Source organism: Roseovarius sp. A-2 (assembly GCF_002072155.1).
Lineage (GTDB): Bacteria > Pseudomonadota > Alphaproteobacteria > Rhodobacterales > Rhodobacteraceae > Roseovarius.
Map to the genome: position 1 here is coordinate 79,856 of NZ_BDIY01000006.1, position 24,380 is coordinate 104,235.

Below are 24,380 nucleotides of genomic sequence, written 5' to 3' on the forward strand. Positions count from 1 at the left end.
GGCCTTTGAGTCTGGTCTATGTATTGTGGCGAGGGTATCAGGCCGCGCGGCACTGTCCAGCACTTGACCGAGGTCAAGGAAGGTGGGGGCGGCAATTTGTAGCCTGTTGTGTGAAAGGGATGTGTATTATATGCATTCCAAATATTGAATAAGTAGCGTGGAACACGCTGCCAAAGACCCCAAGCGGTGGCCAAGGCTGCCCGTGGGCGCCGAAGGGAAGGACCTGCCAGTGGATTACGCGGCCAAGCTGGATAAAGCGATCGAACGTCTGCACGATGAAGGGCGCTATCGCACCTTCATCGATATCGAGCGGAAAAACGGCAATTTCCCGCACGCCACCTGGCGCAAGCCGGATGGTAACGAGCAGCCGATCACGGTCTGGTGTGGCAATGATTATCTCGGCATGGGGCAGCATCGGGTCGTACTGGCGGCGATGCACGAGGCGATTGACGCCACTGGGGCCGGGTCTGGCGGCACGCGCAATATCTCCGGCACCACGGTCTATCACAAGCAGCTGGAGGCGGAGCTTGCCGACCTGCATGGCAAGGAGGCGGCGCTGCTCTTCACCTCGGCCTATATTGCCAATGACGCGACGCTGAGCACGCTGCCCAAGCTGTTCCCCGGCCTGATCATCTATTCCGACGCGCTGAACCATGCCAGCATGATCGAGGGGGTGCGCCGCAATGGCGGGGCCAAGCGGATATTCCGGCACAATGATGTCGAGCATCTGCGCGAGTTGATGGCGGCGGACGACGCGCACGCGCCCAAGCTGATCGCGTTCGAGAGCGTCTATTCGATGGATGGTGATTTCGGCCCTATCGAGGCGATCTGTGATCTCGCGGACGAGTTCGGCGCGCTGACCTATATCGACGAGGTGCATGCGGTGGGCATGTACGGCCCGCGCGGCGCAGGTATTTGCGAGCGGGACCGGCTGATGCATCGTCTGGACATCATCAACGGCACGCTGGCAAAGGCCTATGGCGTGATGGGCGGCTATATCGCGGCGAGCACAAAAATGTGCGATGCTGTAAGAAGTTACGCGCCGGGCTTCATCTTCTCGACATCGCTGGCACCGACACTGGCGGCGGGTGCGTCGGCCTCGGTGGCGTTTCTGAAGACCGCAGAGGGGCAAAAGCTGCGCGAGCAGCATCAGACGCAGGCGAAGATCCTCAAGACCCGGCTCAAGGGTCTGGGCATGCCGCTTATTGATCATGGCAGTCATATCGTGCCGGTGATCGTCGGCGACCCGGTGCATACCAAGAAACTGTCGGACATGCTGCTCGAGGGTTATGGCATCTACGTGCAGCCGATCAACTTCCCCACTGTCCCGCGTGGCACTGAGCGGCTGCGATTCACTCCCTCGCCGGTGCACGGACCCGACGAAATGGACGCGCTTGTGCGCGCGATAGACGCTCTTTGGTCGCACTGCGCGCTAAATCGCGCCGAAATGGCCGGGTGACGCAAGCGGACGTGCAAAAAACCTTGCGCTGTGCTAATCTGACCTAAAGATAAGGCCTATGGTCGAATCGTGAGATTCGTATGGGGCCAAGGGACACGCAAGAGGCACAGAACGCATGATCGGGCGGCGTTTTTCGCGCAATGTCGAATTGAATGAGGCTGACATGCGCGGCTTTGACGCTTTCGAATTGCGCCTGGGTGACCTGATGCGGGGCGAACGCGCCACGCTCGGCAAGTCCCTTCTGGATGTGGAACGGGAGTTGCGGATCCGGGCCAATTACGTGGCCGCGATCGAGAATTGCGACCCCACGGCCTTTGACACCCCCGGTTTCATTCCCGGCTATGTGCGCTCCTATGCACGCTACCTGGGCATGGACCCTGATCAGGCATTCAAGACGTTTTGCGCCGAGTCTGGCTTTTCCATCGCGCATGGCATGTCGGCAGAGGCGTCCTCGGTCCGCAAGCCGGGCAAGGCCCCGCTGCGCAAGCCGCGCAACGACGATCCTCTGATGATGCCGAACACGCCGTTCCTGCCGGCCTCGGAAAGTTTTCTGGCGCGGATCGAGCCCGGTGCCATCGGATCGGCGCTGGTGCTCGTCGCGCTGATCGGCGCCATCGGCTACGGTGGCTGGAGTGTGCTGCGCCAGGTGCAGCAGGTACAGCTTGCACCGGTGGAGAACACGCCTATCGTGCTGGCCGATCTCGATCCGCTGAGCGGGGCGGCGGTGACGCGGGACGAGGCGATGGCGGATGCGGGCGATGCCGCTGGCGTCTTTCAACCGCCGCGGGACGAGCGCCTGAGCCGTCTTTATCGCCCCAAGGCGCTGGATGTTCCGGTGATGGTTGCGCGCGACGCGCCAATTTCCACGCTTGACCCGCGCGAGGTGGGCACGTTCAGCCCGCAGACGCCCGAGGCCGATCGCGCAAGCGGGATCGAACTGGCCCTGCGCGAGGCGCAGGGTCTGGACGCCGAAGCCCCCGCGACACCCAAGGTCGTGGCCGATGCCCCCCCGGAATTGCAGGTCGTGGCGGTGCGCCCGTCGTGGGTGCGGGTGCGTGCCGCCGATGGCAGCGTGATTTTCGAAGGCATCATGAATGCCGGAGACAGTTACGAAGTACCCGCCACCGAAGAGCCGCCGACCCTGCGGGTTGGCGAATCCGGGGCTGTCTATTTTGCGGTCAGCGGGCAACATTACGGGCCTGCCGGAGCGCGCGGCTCGGTTACCTCAAACCTCGCACTCACACCCGAGGCCCTGACAGAGCGCTATGCCGTGGCCGATATCGAGGCAGATCAGGACCTGATGCAATACGTGGCCGAGTTGATCTCGGAGCCTGCCGCACAGGACTGAAGGCTCATCGCGTGATTGCCCCGAGGGCCCTGGCGTATTATCTGTAGCCTGGAAAGCCACTCTCAGACCTAACGGGGCCAAAGCGATGTCGCTCAACCATATCCGCCCGTGGCGCAATATCTATCGCCGCAAATGCCGTCAGATCATGGTGGGCAATGTCCCCGTGGGCGGCGACGCGCCGATTTCCGTACAGACCATGACCAATACGCTGACCACCGATGTGGCGGGCACGGTGGCTCAGGTGCAGGCCGCTGCAGAGGCAGGCGCCGATATCGTTCGCGTCTCGGTGCCGGATGAGCCGTCGTCGAAGGCGCTGAGGGAGATCGTGCGCGAAAGCCCTGTGCCGATCGTGGCGGATATCCATTTTCACTACAAACGCGGCATCGAGGCAGCCGAGGCGGGGGCGGCCTGTCTGCGGATCAACCCGGGCAATATCGGCGATGAGCGCCGCGTGCGCGAGGTGATCTCGGCGGCGCGCGATCATGGCTGCTCGATGCGGATCGGGGTGAATGCCGGGTCGTTGGAAAAGCACCTGCTGGACAAGTATGGCGAGCCGTGCCCCGATGCGATGGTCGAGTCGGGGCTGGAGCATATCCGCATTCTGCAGGACAACGATTTCCACGAATTCAAGATCAGCGTGAAGGCGTCGGACGTGTTCATGGCTGCCGCCGCCTATCAGCAACTGGCCGAGGCCACGGATGCGCCCATACACCTCGGGATCACCGAGGCGGGGGGGCTGACCTCGGGCACGATCAAGAGCGCGATCGGCCTCGGCAACCTGCTGTGGATGGGCATTGGAGATACGGTTCGCGTGTCGCTCTCTGCCGACCCGGTCGAGGAGGTCAAGGTCGGCTACGAGATCCTGAAATCCCTCGGGCTGCGGCATCGCGGCGTTAACATCATCTCCTGCCCGTCCTGCGCGCGGCAGGGCTTTGACGTCATCAAGACCGTCGAGGCACTGGAAGAGCGGCTGGAGCATATCAAGACGCCGATGAGCCTGAGCATCATTGGCTGCGTGGTGAATGGCCCCGGCGAGGCGTTGATGACCGATGTCGGATTTACCGGCGGCGGGGCGGGCAACGGCATGGTCTATCTGGCGGGCAAGCAGAGCCACCGCATGGACAACGCGCAGATGATCGAGCACATCGTCGAACAGGTCGAGAAACGCGCCGCCGAGATCGAGGCAGAAACCGCGACGCAGGCGGCGGAATAGATCGGGCCCGTCCCTTGCTGAAGATTAACAAAACGTAATGATAGCGGGCGCTTGGCGGGTGATCTTAATTGACGCTGCGCACGCTCTCGCGTAGAGGTTGTGGCATGCTGGACGAATTGGGCGAGCGGCCCCGGGGGTGACCCCGGAGGCCGTTTTTTCATGTCGGGCGGGCGGAGGCACGCAGCAACAGCATCAGACAACCACACGAGGCATGAGCACGCATGGTTTTGATCACCCCCGATGAGGGGCCTTCGGGCCTGACCACCTCCATCAACGCGCTGGAGGGTCAATTGGCGGATATGCGTCAGGAACTGGAGGACCTCTATCACCGGATCAAGTCCGGGGAACTCGACGAACTGAAGAACGCGACCAAGGCCACCGCCGAGATCCGGCAATGGCTGAAGATCGCGATTGAAGCGGAGGCGCAACTTGACAAACGCAAACGACACGAGCGTGGAATCGTCCACGGATACGCCATTGATTTCGACGCCGCCCGGGATGAGATCGGGTGCCGCATGGATCGTCTCAGAAGGGCAAGATGTTCAGGACCAGTTCCTAGATGCACTGACTGAGGGGGAATTGCTGGCGCTGCCGTATATCTTCGAGTTCTGGGCGCTGGAACATCAGTTGGCGCCCGAGGGTGACTGGCGCGCTTGGGTGATCATGGGAGGGCGCGGTGCGGGCAAGACGCGGGCCGGGGCGGAATGGGTGCGCGCGCAGGTCGAGGGGTCGCGACCGCTTGATGAAGGCCGCTGCAAGCGGCTGGCGCTTCTGGGCGAGACCATTGATCAGGTGCGCGAGGTGATGATCTTTGGCGAGAGCGGGATCATGGCCTGTTCCCCGCCCGACCGTCGGCCCGAATGGCAGGCCACGCGCAAGCGGCTTGTCTGGCCCAACGGGGCGATCGCGCAGGCGTTTTCGGCGCATGATCCCGAGGGGCTGCGCGGGCCGCAATTCGACGGGGCCTGGGTGGATGAGCTGGCCAAGTGGAAGAAGGCGCGCGAGACCTGGGACATGCTGCAATTCGGGCTGCGGCTGGGGAATGATCCGCGCGTCTGCGTGACGACGACGCCGCGCAATGTCGGCGTGCTCAAGGATATTCTGGCGGCCCCGAGCACGGTGGTGACGAGTGCGCCGACCGAGGCCAATGCGGCCTATCTGGCCGAAGGCTTTCTCGAAGAGGTGCGCGCGCGTTATGCGGGCACGCGGCTGGGGCGGCAGGAACTGGACGGGGTGCTGGTCGATGCCGCCGAGGATGCGCTCTGGACGCCCGCGATGCTGGAGGCAGGCCGGGTCGAGGTCACACCCGATATGGACCGGATCGTGGTGGCGGTCGATCCGCCGGTGACCGGGCATGCGGGCTCGGACGAATGCGGTATCGTGGTGGTGGGGGCGGTCACGCGCGGCCCGGTGCAGGATTGGCGCGCCTATGTGCTGGCTGATGCGAGCGTGCGCGCGGCAAGCCCCGCAAGCTGGGCCAGGGCCGCCATTCGCGCGATGGAGCAATGGGGTGCCGAACGGCTGGTGGCCGAGGTCAACCAGGGCGGCGATCTGGTCGAACAGGTGATCCGGCAGGTCGATCCGTTGGTGCCATTCCGTTCGGTGCATGCCAGCCGGGGCAAGGTCGCGCGCGCCGAGCCGGTGGCGGCGCTTTACGAACAGGGTCGGGTTCATCACCTGCGGGGCCTCGGGCCGCTGGAGGATCAGATGTGCGCGATGACCGCGCGCGGCTATGAGGGAAAGGGCAGCCCCGACCGTGTCGATGCGCTGGTCTGGGCACTGACCGAGTTGATCGTGGAACCTGGGGCCAAATGGCGGCGGCCAAGCGTGCGGGCGGTGTGATGCGATCCCGCGCGGGGGGCGGTTGCCGTGCCACCCGGATTGGCCGCTTTGAAACGCTGGGCGACACCGGAGGCATGCGGCTGCGCCCGTCAACTGCGGCTGGTAATGTCCGCGATCTCGCGCTAGCGTGTTTCCATATTTGGGACAATACCGGCCCGGATGGAGATTTCGAGGCAGATCATGGCAACCAGCAGAACACCGAGCAAACCCAAGACAGGCGTCAAGACAACCAGCAAGTCCGCGCCGCGCAAAGGGCAGCCCCGAGCCCGTGCCAGCGCGCCCGAGCCTGCGGTGATTGTGACCGAGACATCTCCGACGAGCGCAGGCCCCGAGATGAAAAAGCAGGAGCTTTTGGACAAGGTGGTCCAGCGCTCCGAGATCCGCAAGAAATTCGCCAAGCCTGCGCTTGAGGCGATGCTTGAGGTTCTCGGCGAGGCGCTGGCCGAAGGTCGCGAGCTCAATCTGCCGCCTTTGGGCAAGGTCAAGTTCAACCGGATCAAGGAAGGCGCGCGGGCCCGCATCATCGTGGCCAAGATTCGACAGTCCAAACAGGGCGGTAATGTGCTTCCCGAGGATGCGGGAACAGAGAATGACATCGACATGAAAGATGAGGTTGCAGAGCGCGCGGAGTGAGGCTAAAAGCCGCCGCAACGGGTGATTAGCTCAGTGGTAGAGCGCTTCGTTCACATCGAAGATGTCAGGAGTTCGAATCTCTTATCACCCACCATCACGCCCGTGATGAATAATACTTTGGCATCGTAGTCGTGCCAAAGTCCAAGGTGCGCGTGGGTGCAACGAACCTTTGCTTCGGACCGGATAGGCCCGCACAAACGGCATCGCACAGCCGACCTACAACGCGCCGCTGCGTGCCGGTGGTGTTCGAGTCGCCGGGCAAGCTCTATCCCAGTCTTGCCCTGCACCGGGCCTGACCTGTCAGACTGCGCGATACCTTATTGGCTCTTGTCCGTGACAACGCGCCCGTCTTCCAGCGTGATGATCCTGTCCGCCATTTCCAGAATACGCGCATCATGGGTGACCATGACCGTGGTTGTCCCCCGCGTTTTTCCCAGTGATTTGAGCATTTCAACCACGGTATGACCCGAGGCCTTGTCCAGCGCCGCCGTGGGTTCATCCGCAAGAACGATCTCGGGGTTCGATACAAGGGCGCGCGCTACCGCGACCCGCTGTTTCTGCCCGCCCGACAGGTTGGCTGGAAAATAATCCCGGCGAGCCGCAAGGCCGAGCAGATCAAGCATGTGATGGCTGGCGATGCGTTGTTTCGCGGCATTGCCCTTGCCATGCACCTCAAGGCCCATCAGGACGTTCTGGGTGGCGGTCAGGCTTTCATGCAGGTTGTGAGCCTGAAAGATGAACCCCAGCCGACGGCGCAGCGCCACCAGTTCCGCCTCGGGGGCCCCGCGCAGCTCGTGATCCAGCAGCACGACACTTCCCTCCTGGATGTCACGCAGCGCCCCGATCAGCGTAAGAAGCGTGGTCTTGCCGGACCCGGATGGCCCCATGAGGATGGTCAGACTGCCACGGGCAATCGACAGGTTGATATCGAAGATGGCTTGCTTGCGCGCCTCTCCGGTTCCAAAGAAATGGTTGAGGCCGCGCACCTCGATTGGTGAACCCGTCATCAAAACAGGTCCGCCGGATCGGCGTTCGCCAGCCGCCGTGTCGCGATGGCCCCCGACAGCGTGCAGGCGGCCAATGTTCCCAGAAAGACGAATATCGCCCGGCTGGCCTCCATGCTGACCGGCAGGCCCGTCACCGCCACCAACCCGGCATAAAGCCCCATCGAGACGAAAAATCCGGGAATGAACCCGAAGACGGCCAGAACGATGGCCTCTTCAAAGACGATGCCCAGAAAGAATGTCTGCCCGTATCCCATGGCCTTGAAGGTTGCATATTCGCGCAGGTGGTCGGCCACATCGGTGGACAGCACCTGATAGACGATGACAAGCCCGACGAGAATGCCCATGAATACGCCAAAGCCGAAGATGATGCCGGTCGGGCGCTCTGACGACATGAACGCCAGATCGGCGGATTTCGCGCCTTGCGTGGTCTGGACCCTGACGCTTGCAGAGGGCAGCGCGGCGCGCAGGCGTGTGGCCACGGTATCGGCAGAGACGCCATCGTCGATCCGCAAAAGAATGTGATCGGGCGCACCGCTGTATCGCGTTGGAAAGACACGAAGAAACGTCTGGTCTGAGGTCACCAGCATACCGTCCGCCAGAAACCCGCCGCCGACTGTCATGGTGGCGATGGCGGTAAGGGTTTCGCCCATTGCCTCGAAGGAATAGCTGGCCCCGCTCGACAGGCTTTCGAGCACCGGGGCCGGCATGCCTCGGGTATCTTCATCGAGCAGGACAGTGTTCTCGATGGTCAGCCGCTCCAGAGATGCGGCGACGGCGGGCGAGACGAAGCTGGGCTGTGTGACGTCCACACCGAAGGTCAGCAAGGCAACCGATGTTCCGTCGTCGAGCGTGAAAGGCAGGTCGCCGATGTAAAGCGGTGTGGCGTCTGCAACACCAGCGACGCCGAGCGCCTGAAACATGTGCACGCGGGCGATATGCTCGCTATCGGTCAGGGTGTTGCCCTCCTGCGAGGACAAAATGATGTCGGTATTCAAGAGCGCATAGGGCGCAAGGGTCGACCCATTCAGCGCGCCCATGATCCCGAGTTGCATGAAAACAAGCAGATTGGCAAAGGCCACGCCGGACACCGCGGCAAGCAAGCGGCCCCGGTTGTGCGACAGCTGCAACCAGCCGATGGGCAGACGCCCAAAGAGCAAGGTCAGCAGCCTGCTCATTGCGCCCGGCCCGCGTCGATCCGCACGATCGCCTCAAGATTGGTCAGGTTGCGCGCCTGCTCTGACGACGCGGCATCCAGCACGACGATAACATCCACGACCCGCGCGTCGGTGTTGCTGGCCGGATCGTCCGAGGTGATCGACTGGCGCCCGATTTTAAGGCCGATGGCCGAGACGATGCCGGTCAGGGGCTGTGCCAGGGCCTTGGCCGAGACTGTCACCGGATCGCCGATGGTCACGCGGCCGATCATAGTCTGATAGACCTCGGCCTCTACGGTCATCTGCGAGGTGTCGCCAAGGTCGATGATCCCGTCGCTCGGCGGGCGTTCGCCGGCCCGCACCTTGATGTCGAGCACCCGGCCACGATCGGGCGCCCGGACATAGGCGCGTTCCAGATCCTGACGCGCGCGCGCCAGTTCTGCGCGGGCGGCATCCAGATTGGCCTCGGCCACGGCAATGTCGGCCTGAATGGCCTCTGAGCCGGTCGCATAGCGCGAAAGCGTGGCGCGGGCGCGCTCCACATCGCGCTCTGCTTCGGTGGCCGTCGCAACGATCTGGTCAAATTGCGCACGTGTCGTCACCCCACGTTCGAAAAGCGAGGTCATGCGCGCAAGATCGGCGCGGGCCGCTATTGCCGTGGCCTCGGCGCGCTCCAGCGATGCCTGGGCCTCGGCCAGGCTGGCCCGGTTCGATGCGCGGGTCTGGGTCAGCGTCGCCTGGCGCACGCGCAGCGTTGCTTCGGCAGAGGAAATCGCGCTTTGAAGTTGCGGGAGGTTGTCGAGAACGGCCAGGATTTCATTGGCCTCGACCTCGTCACCCTCCGCAACCCTGATCTCGGCGATGCGGGCGTCGCCGGCGCCCGATGGTGTGGCCACGCTGATGATATCGCCACGCGGGATGATCCGGCCCAGGGCCACCACATCGCCGTCACTGACCACCGCAACCTGCTGTTGGGTCGTCACCTGCTGAATCGCGACGGCAATCGGGGTATTCGTGCCGGCCCCCGGCTCAAGCCCTGTTGCCTTGAAGAACACCCTGAGGCCCGGAGGCTGGAAATACATCCCGATGACCGCGCCGGTAAACAGCGCAAGCATCAACACCGGGATCAGCAACAGGCGGCTCCGCCCGGTTTTCCGGGATCTCTGTTTTGGCGAGGTCGACGCAAGCCCGTTGTCTTCCAGCGGAAGCGCGGGCGGTTTGTCGGCGGAGTCGGAAGTCATGGTCATTCTTTCAAGCTGGATCGGAAACGGGTTTTGTCGAATTTCCTAATTTTACATCATAAAGGGCTGAAAGACCGCCCGGAAAGACGATTGTCTGCGGGAACGGGCCCTGACCGCGCGACGTTTGCGCGCGCTTTGCGTTGGATCAATTTTTCCAGCGTCAATTTCTGGCATGTCAGTCTCAGACGCAGGCCGATCCTGTCAGCGACCTTGGGTGCTTGGCGCGGGAATGGTCGGACGGTCGTAAAGTGGACGCAGATTGAGAGAGTGCTTGTCACTCGGGCGGCCTGATAGGCATCAGCCGAGGATCAAAGAGAAATGGACTACAAGGATTACTACAAGGTTCTGGGTGTCGAGCGGACGGCGAGCCAAGACGAGATCAAGCGCGCCTATCGCAAACTGGTGCGCAAGTATCACCCGGATGTGAATGCCGGGGCCGATGCAGAACAGAGCTTCAAGGATGTGGGCGAAGCCTATGAAGTTCTGCAAGACCCGGAAAAGCGCGCCGCCTATGATCAACTCGGCGCCAACTGGAAAGAGGGGCAGGCGTTTCGCCCGCCCCCCGACTGGGATGAAGGTTTCGAGTTTTCCGGCGGTGGTTATACCGAGGCCGACCCCAGTGACTTCGGGTCGTTCTTTGACGAGCTTTTTGCGCGTCAGGGCCGGGCGTCACCCAATATGCGCTCGGAGCGTCAGTTCAGGGCACCGGGGCAGGATCATCACGCCAAGATCGTGATCGACCTGAAAGAGGCCTATGAGGGCGGATCGCGCGACTTTACGCTGCGCGCCCCGGAACTTGATGCAAGCGGCCATGTGGTGCTGCAGGAACGCTCGATCCGGGTCGCCATCCCGAAAGGTGTCGCCGAAGGGCAGCATATTCGCCTTGCGGGCAAGGGCGCGCCGGGGTTTGGCGGTGGCAAGCCGGGGGATCTGTTTCTTGAGGTCGCCATCAAGGAAGACCCGGCGTACCGCGTCGAGGGCAGGGACGTCTACATGGATCTGCCGATCACCCCGTGGGAGGCCGCGCTTGGTGGCCGTATCAGCGTGCCAACCCCAAGCGGCGGGGTAGAGTTGACGGTGCCGAAACACGCGCAGGCCGGCAAAAAGCTTCGCCTGAAGGGGCGCGGTATTCCGGGCAAACGCCCCGGTGATCTCTATGCGGTGCTCAAGATCGTCATCCCGCCAATTGAAAGCGAGAAAGCCCGCGCGCTTTACGAACAGATGGCCCGCGAGATAGATTTCGATCCGCGCGCGAGATTGGGAGGATAAAAGATGCCTGAATCAAATGCATTGGTGCCCGCAAGCGAAGTGGTGGAACGCCTGACCCTCATTGACCTGTGCCGTATTTGCGGATCATCCGCAGAATGGGTCATCGACCTGGTGGAGGAGGGCATTCTGGAGCCCGAGGGCGAAACCCGCACCCGGTGGCGATTTGAAAGCACCAGCATAACAATCGTGCGCAAGGTGCAACGTCTTCAGGCGGATTTGCGGCTTAACATGCCTGGGGTCGCGCTGGTGCTGTCGCTGGTCGATGAGAACGCGCGGCTGAAACGGCATTTGCAGCTTTTGGAACACGATTCTCGCTATCCGATCCGAATGCCGGGGCCCGACGAATAATCCGGGGTGCATGTTTGCAGTTTGATGTGAGTCAATCCGCAATTGGACTGGCGGTCTTAAGGTATCATGGAAAATCTGCGAGGTAGACCATGACCACTGACCCGAAGCCGCATCATTCGACCTATATCAACCTCCCCGAGGCCGTCGGCGTATTTGACAGCTTTGAGACCCTGCAAGCCGCGATCTACGATCTGCGGATGTCGGGGTTCAGCCGCTATGACATCAGCCTGTTGGGCAGCAAGGAGGCGATGACGGAAAAGCTTGGCTCTGCCTATTGGCAGGCCGCGGATCTTGAAGATAACCCCGATGCCCCCCGCGCCGCATTTGTTTCAGAAGAAGCAATGGGCGAACTTGTAGGGGCGATTGCAGGCGGGTTCTTTTTCCTGGGATCTTATATTGCCATGGCGGCCATGCTGACACCGCTCAGCACTTTGGCCGCTTCGATTGCCGCTATCGCGATTGGTGGCGGGCCTGCCGGGGTCATCGGCGCCTTGCTGGCTCGTCGTGTGGATAAGCACCACAAGGATTACTACGCCGATCAAATCCGCCAGGGCGGTATCCTGCTCTGGGTTCGCACTGGCGACAAAGAGAAGGAAGACCTCGCGGTCAAGATCCTGAAGGGGCATTCTGGGCGTGACGTGCATGTGCATGACTGGAGCGAATAAAATCGACTGACGCCCTGCCCGAAAATACAAACTCAAAAATATGAATGGAAAACTGATGGCACAGACAACCAAGACGCTCGAAAATCTTCAGCAAGCGGTTTCAATGGAACTGGCAGCGGTAAGCCAATATATGCTGCATATCCTGACAGCCGAGAGCTGGGGGCTGGACAAGCTTGCCGTGAAAATGCGGTCTGAAATGTTGGAAGAGCTTGGCCATGCCGAAGCATATTCGCGCCGGATGGTGTTTCTGGGCGGCAGCCCGGAATTGAAGTCGGCCAAGGTGCCAACTGCCGCGAAATCTTTGAAAGCGATGTTCGAGGCCGACTTGGCTGACGAGAAGAGTTCGCTCGACTTCTACACGACTGCGGCGAGCGAAGCCGACCAAGCCCGTGACATCGGAACCCGCGATTTGTTTGAACAGACGGCTTTGGACGAAGAAGGACATATGACTTGGCTTAAACTGCAACTCACGCTTCTGGACCGGATGGGAGAGCCCGCATTTATCGCCATGCAGGTTAAAGAGACCGAAGCTGATTAATATGGTGGCAACACGCGTGCTGCGCATCTGAATAAGCGCAGCACGACCTCACCACGAGGGATTTTTCATGACACCAACGCCGGACGTATTCTTTGATATTGACCCACCAACAATCCTGACGAAGTTGCGTAAGGGGATGTTCGGGGCCGGGGTCGTGATGATCGTGTTGGGGGTTGCGGCGTTGATCATGCCGTTTTTCGGTTCTCTGGTCATAGAGGTTCTGATTGGCTGGCTTCTTGCCGTTAGCGGCTTGGTGACAGTCGTTGGCGCATTTTCTCTGCGCAAGACGGGACTGTTCGTTTGGGAATTGGCCGCAGGTCTGATTACCTGTGTTATTGGCGTGTTAATGCTCGCTTACCCGCTACAGGGGCTTGTTGCGTTGACCCTCATCATTGCTGTGGTTCTCGTGATGACTGGGATTGCGCAGCTTGCCTTTGCCTTTTGGGCTCGCCCGGCGCCGGGATGGGGCTGGGGCGCATTGTCGGCAATTGTAAGCGGGGCTTTGGGGGGCTTTATCCTTTTTGCCCTGCCAGACGCGTCGGCGATAATTTTGGGTCTATTTGTTGGGGTTGATTTTGTCAGCACCGGCACCGCTTTGGTGTTGATCGCGCGATCTCTTCGTCCGGGCATCTAGGCACCCTGTGACGGGTAGATTTTTGCGAAAGGTTTGCGAAAACCGGCCAAGACTTGCACGCATATTATCCGGAGTTCACGGATTATCGTGATGCCGTGGTCTTTGAGCGGACAAAGCAAATGCTGCACGCGGCAACATAGTAAAACCCTCCAATAGCTGCCCGCAACGGGGCGCCCGTCCACTCATCTCCAGTCTGATTGAACCGGCTATCCGACCCGGGACAGCAAATCCCGACAGGCGTCGGCAACAACGGTTTCCTCGTTTGTCGGCAGGGCGAGGACCGCGACCTGTGAATGGGCTGCGCTGATGCGAGTGACGTTCTTGTTGTTTGCCGCGTCGTCGAGCGTGACACCCAACCAGCCGAGATGATCGCAGATTGCTTTTCGGATCGGCGCGGAGTTCTCACCGATACCGGCGGTGAAGACCAGGGCATCCAGCCCTCCGATAGCGGGCAACAGCCCGGCGAGGCTACTGGCGGCCCGGTAACAGAACAGCGCGATGGCCTCTTGGGCGTGCGGGTTGTCGCTGTCCTGCAAGACCTGCATGTCGTTGGTCATGCCCGACACCCCCAGAAGACCGGAGTGCTTGTAGAGCAGGGTTTCGATGTCGGGCGCGGCCATGCCCTTGGCCTGCATCAGGTAGAGCACGACACCGGGGTCAAGCGCCCCGCAGCGGCGCCCCATCATCAACCCGTCGAGGGCGGTGAACCCCATCGTGGTTGCCACGCTTTTGCGATCCTTCATCGCGCACATGCTCGACCCGTTGCCAAGATGCGCCACGATCACCCGGCCCGAGGCGCGGTCGCCAAGGTGGTTCGGCAGGATGCTGGCGATATAGTCATAGGAAAGCCCGTGAAACCCATAGCGGATCACCCCCTCGTCCGTCAGATCACGGGGTAGGGCGAACAGCTGGGCCAGATGGTTCTGGCTGCGGTGAAAGCCGGTGTCGAAACAGGCGACCTGGGGAATGTCGGGTCGCCATTTTGCGACGGCGCGGATTGCCGCGATGTTATGGGGTTGATGCAGCGGGGCCAGCGGAACAAGCGTTTCCAAGTATTGCAGAACCGAAGGTGAAACCAATGTCGGTTCGCGATAGTTCTGGCCGCCATGCACAACCCGGTGCCCGACCGCCAAAAGCGGCAGCCCCCCGAAATGGTTTTCCAGCCAAGGCAGCAAGAGCGCAATCACTGCCTCGTGGTCAGAGGCCACGTCAAGCGCGGTCATAGCGCCCGCGTCAAGAGCATTGCCATCGGTATCGCGCGCCGAAAAAACCGGCGTTCCGCCGATCCCCGCAATAGTGCCTTTGGTCAGCGGCGTTGTAGACGGGTTATCGCTGTCAAATACCGCAAACTTAATGCTGGACGACCCGGCATTCAGCGTCAGAAATACCCCCGTCACGACAGGCCCCCGGCCGCGCGGTGATGCACGAACAGCTGCGCCATCGCGGCCGAGGCGAGGCGCGACATGACGCCATCCGCCCGGCTGGTCAGCACGATCGGGATGCGGGCGCCAAGAACAAGGCCCGCCGCATCTGCCCCGGCCAGATAGATGAGTTGCTTGGCTACCATGTTTCCGGCCTCAAGATCGGGAACGATCAGGATATCTGCCTGACCGGCGACCGGCGACTGAATGCCCTTGGCGTCAGCGGCGGATGTGGACACGGCGTTGTCAAAGGCCAGCGGCCCGTCAATCACTCCGCCGGTGATCTGACCACGCTCCGCCATCTTGCACAGGCCCGCCGCATCGAGTGTCGAGGGGATGCTTGGCGTCACGGTTTCGACCGCCGACAGCACCGCGACCTTTGGCACGTCGATGCCAAGGGCGAGGGCCAGATCAATGGCGTTCTGCACGATGTCGGCTTTGGTTTGCAGGTCGGGAAAGATGTTGATCGCGGCATCGCTGATCAACAGCGGTTTGGGATAGCTTGGAACATCGAGCACGAAAACATGGCTCATCCGCCGTTCGGTACGCAGGCCGGTGTCCTTGTTGACGACGGGTTCCAGCAATTCGTCGGTGTGAAGCTTGCCTTTCATCAACATATGAACCTTGCCCGCGCGCGCCAAGGCAACGGCGGTTTCCGCAGCGGCATGACTGTGGGGCGCATCGACAATTTCAACACCGCTCAGTTCGCGCCCGATCTCGGCGGCGGTGGTTTCAATCTTCGCCTTGGGGCCGACCAGAACGGGCACGATCATGCCTTTCGCGCCCGCCTCTAGCGCGCCTTCAAGCGAGAGCGCATCACAGGGGTGGACCACAGCCGTGGAGACCGGCGCAAGCGAGGATGTTGCCGCGATCAGATCATTGAAGCGAGCGCCGCGTTCATGAAGATGCACCTCGGGCAGGGCAACACGAGGTCGGCGCACCTTTTCTGTCGGCGCGATTACCTCTGCCTGGCCTTCGATCACGGTCTCGCCGTTCTGATTGGTACAGACACAATCGAGAGTGACATGATGGTGCTCGGCGCTCTTTTGCGCGACACTCACCCGAATGGTCACCGTATCGCCAAGGCCAACGGGGCGTCGAAAGCTGAAATTCTGATTCAGATAGATCGTTCCCGGCCCCGGAAGCTCGGTCCCGAGAACGGCGGAAATCAGCGCGCCGCCCCACATGCCATGAGCGATGACTTTGTGAAACATATCCGAACTGGCGTATTCGGCATCGACATGGGCCGGGTTCACATCGCCCGACATGACCGCGAACAATTCGATGTCCTCTGGTTTCAGCGTGCGGGTAAGCTCTGCGCAGTCGCCGATTTGGATTTCGTCGAAGGTCTTGTTTTCAATGAATTGCATGGCAGGAGCCTTTTCGCGAAACCGGTTTATGTGGCGGAGGGTGATTGACCGCCCTCGGCCCGGTGCTCCTCGATCTCTTCGGCAATATCCTCGATCTCACGAAACGCATCGCCACCGGATGGTTTGCCTTCGACATGGGCTTCGGCCTTGCCGTTGATCTTGAGATCGGCCTCGCCCCAGGGGTGGGTGTCGATCTCCAACTCATCGCCATCGACCGTTGCGGTAAACCGCTGTTCGGTGGCGCCTTTGCCGGTGGGATAGCTGAGGTCGGGATTCCAGTGGATAGGTTTCTTGGACATATTGCGTTCCTTTCGCAGTGGTGTGTGAATTGGGCGTGCGTCGTCAGGCGCGCACGTGATACCCGCCGTCGACATAGGCGATATTGCCGGTCACCTTGCACGACAGGTCGCTGACCAGCCCAACAGCCATGTGGCCCACATCATCGATACTGACGAGGCTTTGCTCTGGCGCACGTTTTTGCGCCGCGTCGATTAGTTCGTCGAAATGGGAAATGCCCGACCCGGCGCGCGTTTGCAACGGGCCGGGCGAGATGGCATTGACGCGGATTTGCCTCGGCCCAAGCTCTGCTGCGAGGTAACGCACGGTGCCCTCAAGCGCCGATTTGACCGGCCCCATGATGTTGTAATGATCGACCACCTTCTCGGCACCATAATAGCTCATCGTCAGGATGCTGCCGCCGTTTTTCATCAAGGGCACGGCCAGCCGGGTCATGCGGATCAGCGAATGCACCGAGATATCCATCGCCTGCGCAAAGCCTTCCTTGGAACATTCGCTCACCGGTCCATGCAGGTCGTCTTTCGGACAATAGGCGATGGAATGCAGCACAAAGTCGAGCTGGCCCCATTGCGATCTGATCGCGTCGAAAACGGCCTCCATCTGCCTGTCAACCTCGACATCCAGAGGAAGAAACAACGGTGCCTCGAGCTTAGCCACCACCGGGGAAATGTAGGGTTTGGATTCTTCGTTGGCATAGGTCACGGCAAGCTCTGCGCCAGCGGCACGTAGCGCCATGGCGCAGCCCGCTGCGATGGAATGCTCGTTCGCGATCCCGACGATGAGCCCGCGTTTGCCGCTGAGCAGGGTTTCCAGCATCACCACTCACTCCTGGAAAACATATGTGCCGGGCGCGTCGCAGAGCGGCTCATACTCTTTTGATCCCAGCGACGGCGGATCCGTTGGATCGCCCGACTTGTCAGATAGCCAATCGACAAGCGCAGGCCACCAGGATCCATCGGTCGGTTGCGATTGCGCCATCCAGCGATCCGGGTCGGTATAGGGCGCATCCTTGGTCTTGGATTGCATCCGATAGTGGCGATGCGGGTGGCCCGGCTCCGAAACGATCCCGGCATTATGCCCGCCACTGGTCAGAACAAAGGTGACGTCCGTGTCAGACAGCAGATTGAATTTATAGACCGAATGCCAAGGCGCGACGTGGTCGCGTTCTGTGCCGACCATGAACACCGGCGCGCGGATATCAGTGATTGCAATCGGGCGATCACCGACATGATAGCGCCCCTCGGCAAGATCGTTTTTCAGAAACAGCTGTCGCAGATATTGCGAATGCATCCGATAGGGCATCCGCGTTGCATCGGCGTTCCAGGCCATGAGGTCGTTCATCTCAGAGCGCTCGCCCATCAGATAATCATGGATCACCCGTGACCAGATCAGATCGTTCGAGCGCAAAAGCTGGAACGCGCCGGCCATCTGGGTCGTGTCCAGATAGCCCTTGTCCCACATGATATCTTCCAGATAGGTGAGCTGGCTTTCGTTGATGAACAATGTCAATTCGCCCGCTTCGGTGAAATCGACCTGGGCGGCCAGCAGCGTCAGAGTTTGCAGGCGCTTGTCATTGTCGCGTGCCATTGCAGCCGCCGCGATGGAAAGCAGGGTGCCGCCAAGGCAATATCCCACGGCGTGAATTTTCTGCCCCTCGGTGATGGCACTGACGGCATCGACCGCATCCATGATGCCGAGCGAAAGGTAATCATCCATCCCCAGATCGCGGTCTTCGGCGTCGGGGTTTTTCCAGGACACCATGAAAACGGTGAACCCCTGCGATGTCAGATAGCGCACAAGCGAGTTTTGCTCGGACAGATCGAGAATGTAATATTTCATGATCCAGGCCGGGACGATCAGAATGGGTTCGGGGCGGACCTTGTCGGTGGTTGGTGCGTATTGGATAAGCTCGATCAGGTGGTTGCGATAGACAACCTTGCCCGCCGTTGTCGCCAGGTTGCGCCCGACCTCGAAGGCATCGGCCCCGACCGGTTTCTTGCCTGTATTAACGCGCGCGGCATCCTCCAGAAAGTTCTGCCAGCCGCGCAGCAGGTTCATGCCACCTTGCTGATAGGTCTTCGACAGCACCTCGGGGTTGGTCATCGCAAAATTCGACGGTGAGAATACATCCAGCACCTGGCGGGTCGCAAATTCCACGACATTCTCATGCTGTTCGGTAACGCCCTCCACCCCGGTGGTCGCGTTGTGCCACCATTGCTGGTTGAGAAGGAACGCCTGCGACATGACATTGAAGGGCCACTTTTGCCAGGCCTCCCCAGTGAACCGCTTGTCTTGGGGCAGCGGTGTTATGCAGGTCTCGGTCGTATCGCGATTGCAGGCACACATCCCCGCATAATTGGCAAAACGCGATGTTTTCTTGATGGCCTTTTCCACAAGTTGCAATTGCTTGCCGGGGGCCGACGACAGATGCAGCGCCCAATCCGAATAGGCCGCGGCAAGGGCAATCGGAGACAACCCGCCGGTAAAACGCGCCTGCGCGGCCTTCAGCCCCTTGTCCAAAGCCTGCTCCATGGTCGTATGCGTGTGCGCCAAAGGCTCCGGGCCCAAGGCGGGGGCCAATGCCAGCTTGCCGCCTTTCGGGGCGACTTCGGCGCTTTTCTCAGCGGAGGGCTTCTTGTTGTGAAGTGATGTAACGCGCGCCATTGCCCAAACCTTTCTTGTTCAATGAAAACTTGAGTGCGTGATATCTGACTGCGAGCTGTCCGTGATTGATCTGCGTCAATGTATGCGCTGTCGCCGATGACTAACTAACGTAAGCGATAAAAAGCGAGCGAAAACGCGCCTGTTTTTCCGTGTTTGCCCAATGAATAGGATCGAGATCATGAAAAGAACCACATTGGCTGTGGCCGTCCTGTTGATTGCGGTCGGCATTGCCGGTGCCGCGTGGTGGCAGATATCACAGGGCTCGACCCTTCCGGATGGCATCAGCCGGTCCAATGGGCGGATTGAGGCGGAACGGATTGCCGTTGCGACCAAATTGGCCGGTCGCGTGGCCGAGGTTCTCGTTGACGAAGGGGATTGGGTCGAAAAAGGGCAACTGATTGCCAAGATGGACACCGCTGATCTTGAGGCAGAGTTGCGTCAGGCGCAGGCAAGCGTTCTTCAGGCGCAGCAGCAGAAACTCCAGGCCGAAGCCCTGTTGCGGCAGCGCCAATCGGAACTGACCACGGCAAGGGCCGAATTTACCCGGGTCGAAAAGCTGGCGGACAGCGGGTTCAACAGTCAGGCGAAACTGGATGCGCAGCGCACCGTTCTGGAGAGCGCGGAAGCCGCCCTTGCAGCCGCCGAAGCGGGCATTCCGTTGGCCGAGGCGACCATCGCCGCCGCCGAGGCGGCGGTCGCGGGGGTGCAAAGCCTGATCGACGACTCGCACCTTCAAGCGCCGCGTGCCGGGCGTGTGCAATACGTTCTGGAACATGTCGGCGAAGTCGTGGCGGCAGGCAGCAGCGTTGTTACGCTGACCGACCTGTCGGACATGTATATGACGATATTCCTGCCATCGCGTGATGTCGGGCGCTTGGCGATTGGTGCCGAGGCCCGGATCATTCTGGACGCGATTCCCGACTATGTGATCCCCGCCAGCGTAACATTTGTCGCCAGCACGGCACAGTTCACTCCAAAATCGGTTGAAACCAGCGATGAGCGCGATCAGTTGATGTTTCGCGTCAAGCTGACAATCGCACCCGAGCTTTTGGCCGAGTATCAGGACCGCGCACGCGGCGGGGTGCCGGGTGTCGGCTATGTGCTGGTCGATGAAAACACGGCCTGGCCGCCGGAGCTTGCGGTGAGATTGCCACAATGATCCCGTCCCCGGTTGCGACGCTCTCGGCGGTCACGCATCGCTATGGCGGGACTGCGGCCCTTGACGATATCACGCTGGATGTGCCTGCGGGCTGCATGGCCGGTCTGATTGGCCCGGACGGTGTTGGCAAATCGACGCTTCTGGCCCTGCTGGCGGGGGTTCGGCGGCTTCAAACCGGCGATCTACGGGTACTGAACGGCGATGTTCGGGATCGCAGGCATCTGCGGGCCTGCAACCACCGTATCGCCTATATGCCGCAGGGTCTGGGGCGTAATCTTTATCCGACGTTGAGCGTCACCGAGAACCTGGATTTCTTCGGGCGGCTGTTTGCCCAACCGCAGGCCGAGCGCGCCGCCCGGATTGCCGATTTGCTGCGCGCGACCGGGCTTGACCCGTTCCCGGATCGCCCCGCTGGCAAGCTTTCGGGCGGCATGAAGCAAAAGCTGTCACTTTGTTCGGCGCTTATTCACGATCCTGACCTGTTGATCCTCGACGAGCCGACGACCGGCGTCGATCCGCTGTCGCGGCAGCAATTCTGGGAACTGATCGACCGTATCCGTCGGCAACGCCCGGAAATGAGCGTGATCGTGGCAACCGCCTATATGGAAGAGGCCGAACGCTTTGACTGGCTGGCGGCGATGTCGGACGGCAAGGTGATCGCGACCGGATGCCCGGCGCAGATTCTGGAACAAAGCAACCAGCCAACTCTTGAAGCGGCGTTTATCGCCATGTTGCCAGAGGATGAGCGCCGCGGGCACAGCGAGGTTGTGGTGCCGCCCCGGCAAGACCTTGGCGGTCCCCCCGCCATTCAGGCCAAGGCCCTGACCCGCAAATTTGGGGATTTTGTTGCGGTCGACCGGGTGAACTTCGAGATCGAGCGCGGCGAAATCTTCGGGTTTCTGGGCTCGAACGGCTGCGGCAAGACGACGACCATGAAGATGCTGACCGGGTTGCTGCCTGCCAGTTCCGGTGAGGCGCTCCTGTTTGGCGAGACATTGGATGCGCGCGACATGCGCACCCGCCAGAGGGTTGGCTATATGTCGCAATCCTTTTCGCTTTATAGCGAATTGACCGTGCGCCAGAACCTCGATCTGCACGCCGAACTTTACCAGTTGCCAATCGCCAAGCGGGCAGGGCGTGTCACCGAGATGATGGAGACATTCGATCTCGTCGATGTTACCGAGGTGCGGCCCGACGCCTTGCCGCTTGGCATCCGCCAGCGGCTTCAGCTTGCGGTTGCGATGATCCATTCCCCCGAGGTGCTGATCCTTGACGAGCCGACATCAGGTGTCGATCCGGTCGCGCGCGACGCGTTCTGGCAGCATCTGATCGCGCTGTCGCGCAATGACGGGGTGACGATATTCGTCTCCACCCACTTCATGAACGAGGCGCAGCGTTGCGACCGGATATCCCTGATGCATGCGGGGCGGGTTCTGAGCGTTGGCACGCCTGCTGAAATCGCGGCGTCCAAGGGCACGGAAAACCTGAATGAGGCCTTTGTCAGCTATCTTGAGGACGCCGCCGAAGCCGACGCGCCGACCGGCAAACCCAAGGTGCCAACACTGCCGTCAAAGGCGCAAACCGGCGATCGCGCGCGGTCTCGCGGTGGTCTGGCGCGCATGTGGGCGTTTGCGCGCCGCGAAACGATGGAAATCCTGCGCGACCGGTTGCGGCTGACCTTTGCCTTTCTGGGGCCGGTCATTCTGATGCTGACGTTTGGCTATGGCATCTCGTTTGACGTGACCGATCTGCCCTATGCGGTACTGGATCAGGACCAGACCACGGAGAGCCGAACCCTTCTCGAAGCATTTTCCGGCTCGCGTTATTTTGAAGAACTCGCCCCGGCAACAAGCGCGACCGAGCTTGCAGCGCGCCTGCGCGACGCAGAGATCGCTATTGCCATCGAAATCCCGCCTGACTTTGGTCGGGATCTGTTAGGCGGCAAAACCCCCGAAGTGCGCGCCGCTGTCGATGCCGCAATGCCGTTTCGGGCGGAAACGACACGCGGCTATCTGCTCGGGTTGGCCCAATCCTATATGGCGGATCAGATCGAGCGCACCTCCGGCGAAGGTGTCGATACGGGGGCTGCCGATATCGAGACCCGTTTTCGGTATAATCAGGCGTTCAAAAGCGTCGTTGCCATGGTGCCATCGGTGATCATGCTGATGCTTGTTCTCATCCCGTCGATGATGGCGGCGATGGGCGTCGTGCGCGAAAAAGAGACCGGATCAATCGCCAATTTCCGCTCAACCCCCGTGACGCGGGCAGAGTTTCTTCTGGGCAAACAGCTGCCCTATGTGGTCATCGCGATGCTTAGCTTTGTGACCCTGTTGATGGTCGCATATGGGGTGTTCAACGTGCCCATAAAGGGCTCTGGCCTGACGCTTGTGATCGGCACCTTTCTCTATGTTCTGGCGACGACCGGTTTCGGGGTTCTGGTCTCGACCTTCACCAAAACGCAGGTCGCGGCCACCTTTGCCACAGCGATCATCGCCATCATTCCGGCGGTCAATTTCTCGGGGCTTCTGGTTCCGGTCTCCTCGCTTTCGGGCAGCGGGCAGATGATCGGGCTAAGCTTTCCGTCGGGTTGGTATCAACAGATTAGCGTTGGCACATTCACCAAGGATCTGGGGTTCGCGGAGCTTTGGCAAAACCATCTCGCCCTGGCAGGCTTTGCCGTTTTCTTTGTCGTGGTGTCGATCCTTGCCCTTAGCAAACAGGAACCCTGAGATGCGGCAATGGCTGTCCAACATCTACCGGCTCGGTCTCAAAGAGCTTCGCAGCCTGCGGGCCGATCCGGTTCTGCTGTTCCTGATTGCCTATGTCTTCAGCTTTGCGGTCTATGCAGTTGCGACCGGGGCCAAGCTTGAGGTGATCAATGCCTCGGTGGCCTATGTCGATCTTGACCGCTCTGACCTGAGCGGGCGGATTGTCGGGGCGATCCTGCCGCCGGAATTTGACACCCCGCAGGAAATCGCAGCCTCGGATGTTAATCGCGTCATGAACGATGGCAGCTATGTTTTCGTGCTGTCCTTTCCGCCGCGCTTCGAGGCAGACGTGATCGCCGGATTGCAGCCGTCCTTGCAGTTGAACGTGGATGCCACGGCGATGGTGCAGGCCGGGAACGGGTCTGTTTTCCTTCAGGAAATCATTGCCACCGAAATCACCAAATTCGTGGCAGGCGACGACACATCGAGCACGCTGCCGATAAATTTGATCGTCACGGCACAGTTCAATCCAAACCTGCAATCGACATGGTTTTCCTCTGTGATGCAGGTGATCAACAACGTCACGATCCTGGCAATTCTGCTGACCGGCGCGGCCCTGATCCGCGAGCGCGAACACGGAACGATCGAGCATTTGCTGGTCATGCCGGTCACGCCGTCCGAGATCATGCTGGCCAAGATCTGGGCCAATGGCCTGGCGATCATTGTCGCCGCCGTCTTGTCGCTTTGGCTGGTGGTGCAGGGCATCCTGGGGGTGCCAATTGCCGGATCGCTCACGCTTTTCGTGACGGGTACGGTGCTCTATCTGGTGTCGGTTACAGGGCTTGGCATTCTGTTGGCAACCTTCACGACCTCGATGTCACAGTTCGGTTTGCTGGCCCTGCCGGTGCTGGTGGTCATGAATCTGCTCTCGGGCAGCACCACCCCGATGGAGAGCATTCCGGGCTGGCTTCAAACCGTCATGCAGATCGCGCCATCCACGCATTTCGTGTCCTTCTCACAGGCCATCCTCTATCGCGGCGCCGGTCTGCAAACCGTCTGGCCGGATATGCTTGTGATGATCGGGCTGGGCGGCGTCTTTTTCACCATCGCGCTATTGCGGTTTCGTCAAACCATGTCGGCCTGAATCTGGATACCACGACTCGCTGTTCGCCTATTGATGCAGGTCAATGCCGCAAGGATTTTTCCTGTTAATTCTCTCTTACCGAAAATGCGGATCAGTCATCGCTTTTGGGGGGTGTTGGCATGCCAAGCAGAAGGGAGAGTTTCATGCAAGATGACGCGCAAGCCCCGCCAACCCCGCAAGAGCAAACAAGTTCCAGACGCCGCACCGCCAGAACCTACCCGGAGGTAGACCCGAACCCGCAGGGGGTTTCCTATGATCGCCGGTCG

General features: G+C 60.8%; 22 protein-coding genes and 1 tRNA gene. 15 read left to right on the forward strand and 8 right to left on the reverse strand.

Features of this window, described 5'->3' with window-relative positions; all coding sequences use genetic code 11:
• Positions 1-229: 229 nt before the first annotated feature.
• The 7 genes from hemA to BHD06_RS09665 all read left to right on the forward strand — a co-directional run bounded on the left by hemA (position 230) and on the right by BHD06_RS09665 (position 6,589).
• On the forward strand, positions 230-1,459 hold the full coding sequence (gene hemA / locus BHD06_RS09635; RefSeq protein ID WP_080456877.1) for a 5-aminolevulinate synthase: 1,230 nt from the start codon (positions 230-232) through the stop codon (positions 1,457-1,459).
• Between the two features lie 115 nt (positions 1,460-1,574).
• Positions 1,575-2,807 carry a helix-turn-helix domain-containing protein gene (locus BHD06_RS09640; RefSeq protein WP_080456788.1) on the forward strand — a complete coding sequence of 411 codons (1,233 nt, stop codon included), beginning with the start codon at positions 1,575-1,577 and terminating at the stop codon, positions 2,805-2,807.
• An 85-nt stretch (positions 2,808-2,892) separates the two neighbouring features.
• The gene (gene ispG, locus BHD06_RS09645) at positions 2,893-4,020 is read left to right on the forward strand and encodes a flavodoxin-dependent (E)-4-hydroxy-3-methylbut-2-enyl-diphosphate synthase (RefSeq protein WP_080456789.1); all 1,128 of its coding nucleotides are present in this window, start codon (positions 2,893-2,895) and stop codon (positions 4,018-4,020) included.
• 221 nt (positions 4,021-4,241) lie between these two features.
• A complete protein-coding gene (locus BHD06_RS09650; protein WP_080456790.1) occupies positions 4,242-4,592 on the forward strand; it encodes a hypothetical protein in 351 nt (116 codons plus the stop codon).
• On the forward strand, positions 4,519-5,862 hold the full coding sequence (locus BHD06_RS09655; protein ID WP_080456791.1) for a DNA-packaging protein: 1,344 nt from the start codon (positions 4,519-4,521) through the stop codon (positions 5,860-5,862). The genes BHD06_RS09650 and BHD06_RS09655 overlap by 74 nt, the downstream gene beginning before the upstream one ends.
• A 180-nt stretch (positions 5,863-6,042) precedes the next feature.
• Positions 6,043-6,495, forward strand: coding sequence for an HU family DNA-binding protein (locus tag BHD06_RS09660; RefSeq protein ID WP_080456878.1), 453 nt, complete (start codon positions 6,043-6,045; stop codon positions 6,493-6,495).
• Positions 6,496-6,514: 19 nt separating this feature from the next.
• Positions 6,515-6,589, forward strand: a tRNA-Val gene (locus BHD06_RS09665).
• 223 nt (positions 6,590-6,812) lie between these two features.
• Here BHD06_RS09665 and BHD06_RS09670 read toward each other — a convergent pair.
• From BHD06_RS09670 to BHD06_RS09680, 3 genes are read right to left on the reverse strand one after another with little or no spacing between them, the layout of a single operon-like run.
• Positions 6,813-7,502 carry an ATP-binding cassette domain-containing protein gene (locus BHD06_RS09670; protein ID WP_080456792.1) on the reverse strand — a complete coding sequence of 230 codons (690 nt, stop codon included), beginning with the start codon at positions 7,500-7,502 and terminating at the stop codon, positions 6,813-6,815.
• Positions 7,502-8,677: an ABC transporter permease DevC gene (gene devC / locus BHD06_RS09675; protein WP_080456793.1), complete on the reverse strand. Its 1,176-nt coding sequence runs from the start codon at positions 8,675-8,677 to the stop codon at positions 7,502-7,504. Before devC ends, BHD06_RS09670 begins: the two co-directional genes overlap by 1 nt.
• Positions 8,674-9,897 carry an efflux RND transporter periplasmic adaptor subunit gene (locus BHD06_RS09680; protein WP_176214324.1) on the reverse strand — a complete coding sequence of 408 codons (1,224 nt, stop codon included), beginning with the start codon at positions 9,895-9,897 and terminating at the stop codon, positions 8,674-8,676. The genes devC and BHD06_RS09680 overlap by 4 nt, the downstream gene beginning before the upstream one ends.
• A gap of 318 nt (positions 9,898-10,215) precedes the next feature.
• Between BHD06_RS09680 and BHD06_RS09685 the strand changes: the two genes are divergently transcribed.
• The 5 genes from BHD06_RS09685 (at position 10,216) to BHD06_RS09705 (ending at position 13,351) form a co-directional block, all read left to right on the forward strand.
• Positions 10,216-11,166: a DnaJ C-terminal domain-containing protein gene (locus BHD06_RS09685; protein WP_080456795.1), complete on the forward strand. Its 951-nt coding sequence runs from the start codon at positions 10,216-10,218 to the stop codon at positions 11,164-11,166.
• Between the two features lie 3 nt (positions 11,167-11,169).
• Positions 11,170-11,514, forward strand: a complete 345-nt coding sequence (locus tag BHD06_RS09690) for a chaperone modulator CbpM (protein ID WP_080456796.1) — start codon at positions 11,170-11,172, stop codon at positions 11,512-11,514.
• Positions 11,515-11,603: 89 nt separating this feature from the next.
• On the forward strand, positions 11,604-12,179 hold the full coding sequence (locus tag BHD06_RS09695) for a hypothetical protein (protein WP_080456797.1): 576 nt from the start codon (positions 11,604-11,606) through the stop codon (positions 12,177-12,179).
• A gap of 55 nt (positions 12,180-12,234) precedes the next feature.
• A complete protein-coding gene (locus tag BHD06_RS09700) occupies positions 12,235-12,717 on the forward strand; it encodes a bacterioferritin (RefSeq protein ID WP_080456798.1) in 483 nt (160 codons plus the stop codon).
• Between the two features lie 67 nt (positions 12,718-12,784).
• Positions 12,785-13,351 (forward strand): HdeD family acid-resistance protein, encoded by a 567-nt coding sequence (locus BHD06_RS09705; RefSeq protein WP_080456799.1) that lies wholly within the window; start codon positions 12,785-12,787, stop codon positions 13,349-13,351.
• 206 nt (positions 13,352-13,557) lie between these two features.
• Here BHD06_RS09705 and BHD06_RS09710 read toward each other — a convergent pair whose 3' ends face one another.
• From BHD06_RS09710 to BHD06_RS09730, 5 genes are read right to left on the reverse strand one after another with little or no spacing between them, the layout of a single operon-like run.
• A complete protein-coding gene (locus BHD06_RS09710) occupies positions 13,558-14,748 on the reverse strand; it encodes an acetate/propionate family kinase (RefSeq protein WP_080456800.1) in 1,191 nt (396 codons plus the stop codon).
• Positions 14,745-16,142 carry a bifunctional enoyl-CoA hydratase/phosphate acetyltransferase gene (locus BHD06_RS09715; RefSeq protein ID WP_080456801.1) on the reverse strand — a complete coding sequence of 466 codons (1,398 nt, stop codon included), beginning with the start codon at positions 16,140-16,142 and terminating at the stop codon, positions 14,745-14,747. The genes BHD06_RS09710 and BHD06_RS09715 overlap by 4 nt, the downstream gene beginning before the upstream one ends.
• Positions 16,143-16,168: 26 nt before the next feature.
• Positions 16,169-16,441, reverse strand: coding sequence for a hypothetical protein (locus BHD06_RS09720; protein WP_080456802.1), 273 nt, complete (start codon positions 16,439-16,441; stop codon positions 16,169-16,171).
• 43 nt (positions 16,442-16,484) lie between these two features.
• The gene (fabI, locus tag BHD06_RS09725; protein ID WP_217805657.1) at positions 16,485-17,243 is read right to left on the reverse strand and encodes an enoyl-ACP reductase FabI; all 759 of its coding nucleotides are present in this window, start codon (positions 17,241-17,243) and stop codon (positions 16,485-16,487) included.
• Between the two features lie 18 nt (positions 17,244-17,261).
• Positions 17,262-18,971: an alpha/beta hydrolase gene (locus BHD06_RS09730; protein WP_254892375.1), complete on the reverse strand. Its 1,710-nt coding sequence runs from the start codon at positions 18,969-18,971 to the stop codon at positions 17,262-17,264.
• Between the two features lie 310 nt (positions 18,972-19,281).
• Between BHD06_RS09730 and BHD06_RS09735 the strand changes: the two genes are divergently transcribed.
• From BHD06_RS09735 to BHD06_RS09745, 3 genes are read left to right on the forward strand one after another with little or no spacing between them, the layout of a single operon-like run.
• Positions 19,282-20,262: an HlyD family secretion protein gene (locus BHD06_RS09735; RefSeq protein WP_080456880.1), complete on the forward strand. Its 981-nt coding sequence runs from the start codon at positions 19,282-19,284 to the stop codon at positions 20,260-20,262.
• Entirely contained in the window at positions 20,259-22,991 is a 2,733-nt protein-coding gene (gene rbbA / locus BHD06_RS09740; RefSeq protein WP_080456804.1) for a ribosome-associated ATPase/putative transporter RbbA, read from the forward strand. Before BHD06_RS09735 ends, rbbA begins: the two co-directional genes overlap by 4 nt.
• A 1-nt stretch (position 22,992) precedes the next feature.
• The gene (locus BHD06_RS09745; protein WP_080456805.1) at positions 22,993-24,114 is read left to right on the forward strand and encodes an ABC transporter permease; all 1,122 of its coding nucleotides are present in this window, start codon (positions 22,993-22,995) and stop codon (positions 24,112-24,114) included.
• Positions 24,115-24,380 lie beyond the last annotated feature (266 nt).

Excerpts from the sequence above, each read along its gene's own strand:
- BHD06_RS09685 (WP_080456795.1), top strand. The coding sequence starts at position 10,216 with ATGGACTACAAGGATTACTACAAGGTTCTGGGTGTCGAGCGGACGGCG.
- rbbA (WP_080456804.1), top strand. The coding sequence starts at position 20,259 with ATGATCCCGTCCCCGGTTGCGACGCTCTCGGCGGTCACGCATCGCTAT.
- BHD06_RS09660 (WP_080456878.1), top strand. The coding sequence starts at position 6,043 with ATGGCAACCAGCAGAACACCGAGCAAACCCAAGACAGGCGTCAAGACA.
- BHD06_RS09730 (WP_254892375.1), bottom strand. The coding sequence starts at position 18,971 with ATGGAGCAGGCTTTGGACAAGGGGCTGAAGGCCGCGCAGGCGCGTTTT.
- BHD06_RS09700 (WP_080456798.1), top strand. The coding sequence starts at position 12,235 with ATGGCACAGACAACCAAGACGCTCGAAAATCTTCAGCAAGCGGTTTCA.
- BHD06_RS09670 (WP_080456792.1), bottom strand. The coding sequence starts at position 7,502 with ATGACGGGTTCACCAATCGAGGTGCGCGGCCTCAACCATTTCTTTGGA.
- devC (WP_080456793.1), bottom strand. The coding sequence starts at position 8,677 with ATGAGCAGGCTGCTGACCTTGCTCTTTGGGCGTCTGCCCATCGGCTGG.
- BHD06_RS09745 (WP_080456805.1), top strand. The coding sequence starts at position 22,993 with ATGCGGCAATGGCTGTCCAACATCTACCGGCTCGGTCTCAAAGAGCTT.
- BHD06_RS09640 (WP_080456788.1), top strand. The coding sequence starts at position 1,575 with ATGATCGGGCGGCGTTTTTCGCGCAATGTCGAATTGAATGAGGCTGAC.
- BHD06_RS09655 (WP_080456791.1), top strand. The coding sequence starts at position 4,519 with ATGAGATCGGGTGCCGCATGGATCGTCTCAGAAGGGCAAGATGTTCAG.
- BHD06_RS09715 (WP_080456801.1), bottom strand. The coding sequence starts at position 16,142 with ATGCAATTCATTGAAAACAAGACCTTCGACGAAATCCAAATCGGCGAC.
- BHD06_RS09735 (WP_080456880.1), top strand. The coding sequence starts at position 19,282 with ATGAAAAGAACCACATTGGCTGTGGCCGTCCTGTTGATTGCGGTCGGC.
- ispG (WP_080456789.1), top strand. The coding sequence starts at position 2,893 with ATGTCGCTCAACCATATCCGCCCGTGGCGCAATATCTATCGCCGCAAA.
- BHD06_RS09705 (WP_080456799.1), top strand. The coding sequence starts at position 12,785 with ATGACACCAACGCCGGACGTATTCTTTGATATTGACCCACCAACAATC.
- BHD06_RS09680 (WP_176214324.1), bottom strand. The coding sequence starts at position 9,897 with ATGACTTCCGACTCCGCCGACAAACCGCCCGCGCTTCCGCTGGAAGAC.
- BHD06_RS09720 (WP_080456802.1), bottom strand. The coding sequence starts at position 16,441 with ATGTCCAAGAAACCTATCCACTGGAATCCCGACCTCAGCTATCCCACC.
- BHD06_RS09650 (WP_080456790.1), top strand. The coding sequence starts at position 4,242 with ATGGTTTTGATCACCCCCGATGAGGGGCCTTCGGGCCTGACCACCTCC.
- BHD06_RS09690 (WP_080456796.1), top strand. The coding sequence starts at position 11,170 with ATGCCTGAATCAAATGCATTGGTGCCCGCAAGCGAAGTGGTGGAACGC.
- BHD06_RS09695 (WP_080456797.1), top strand. The coding sequence starts at position 11,604 with ATGACCACTGACCCGAAGCCGCATCATTCGACCTATATCAACCTCCCC.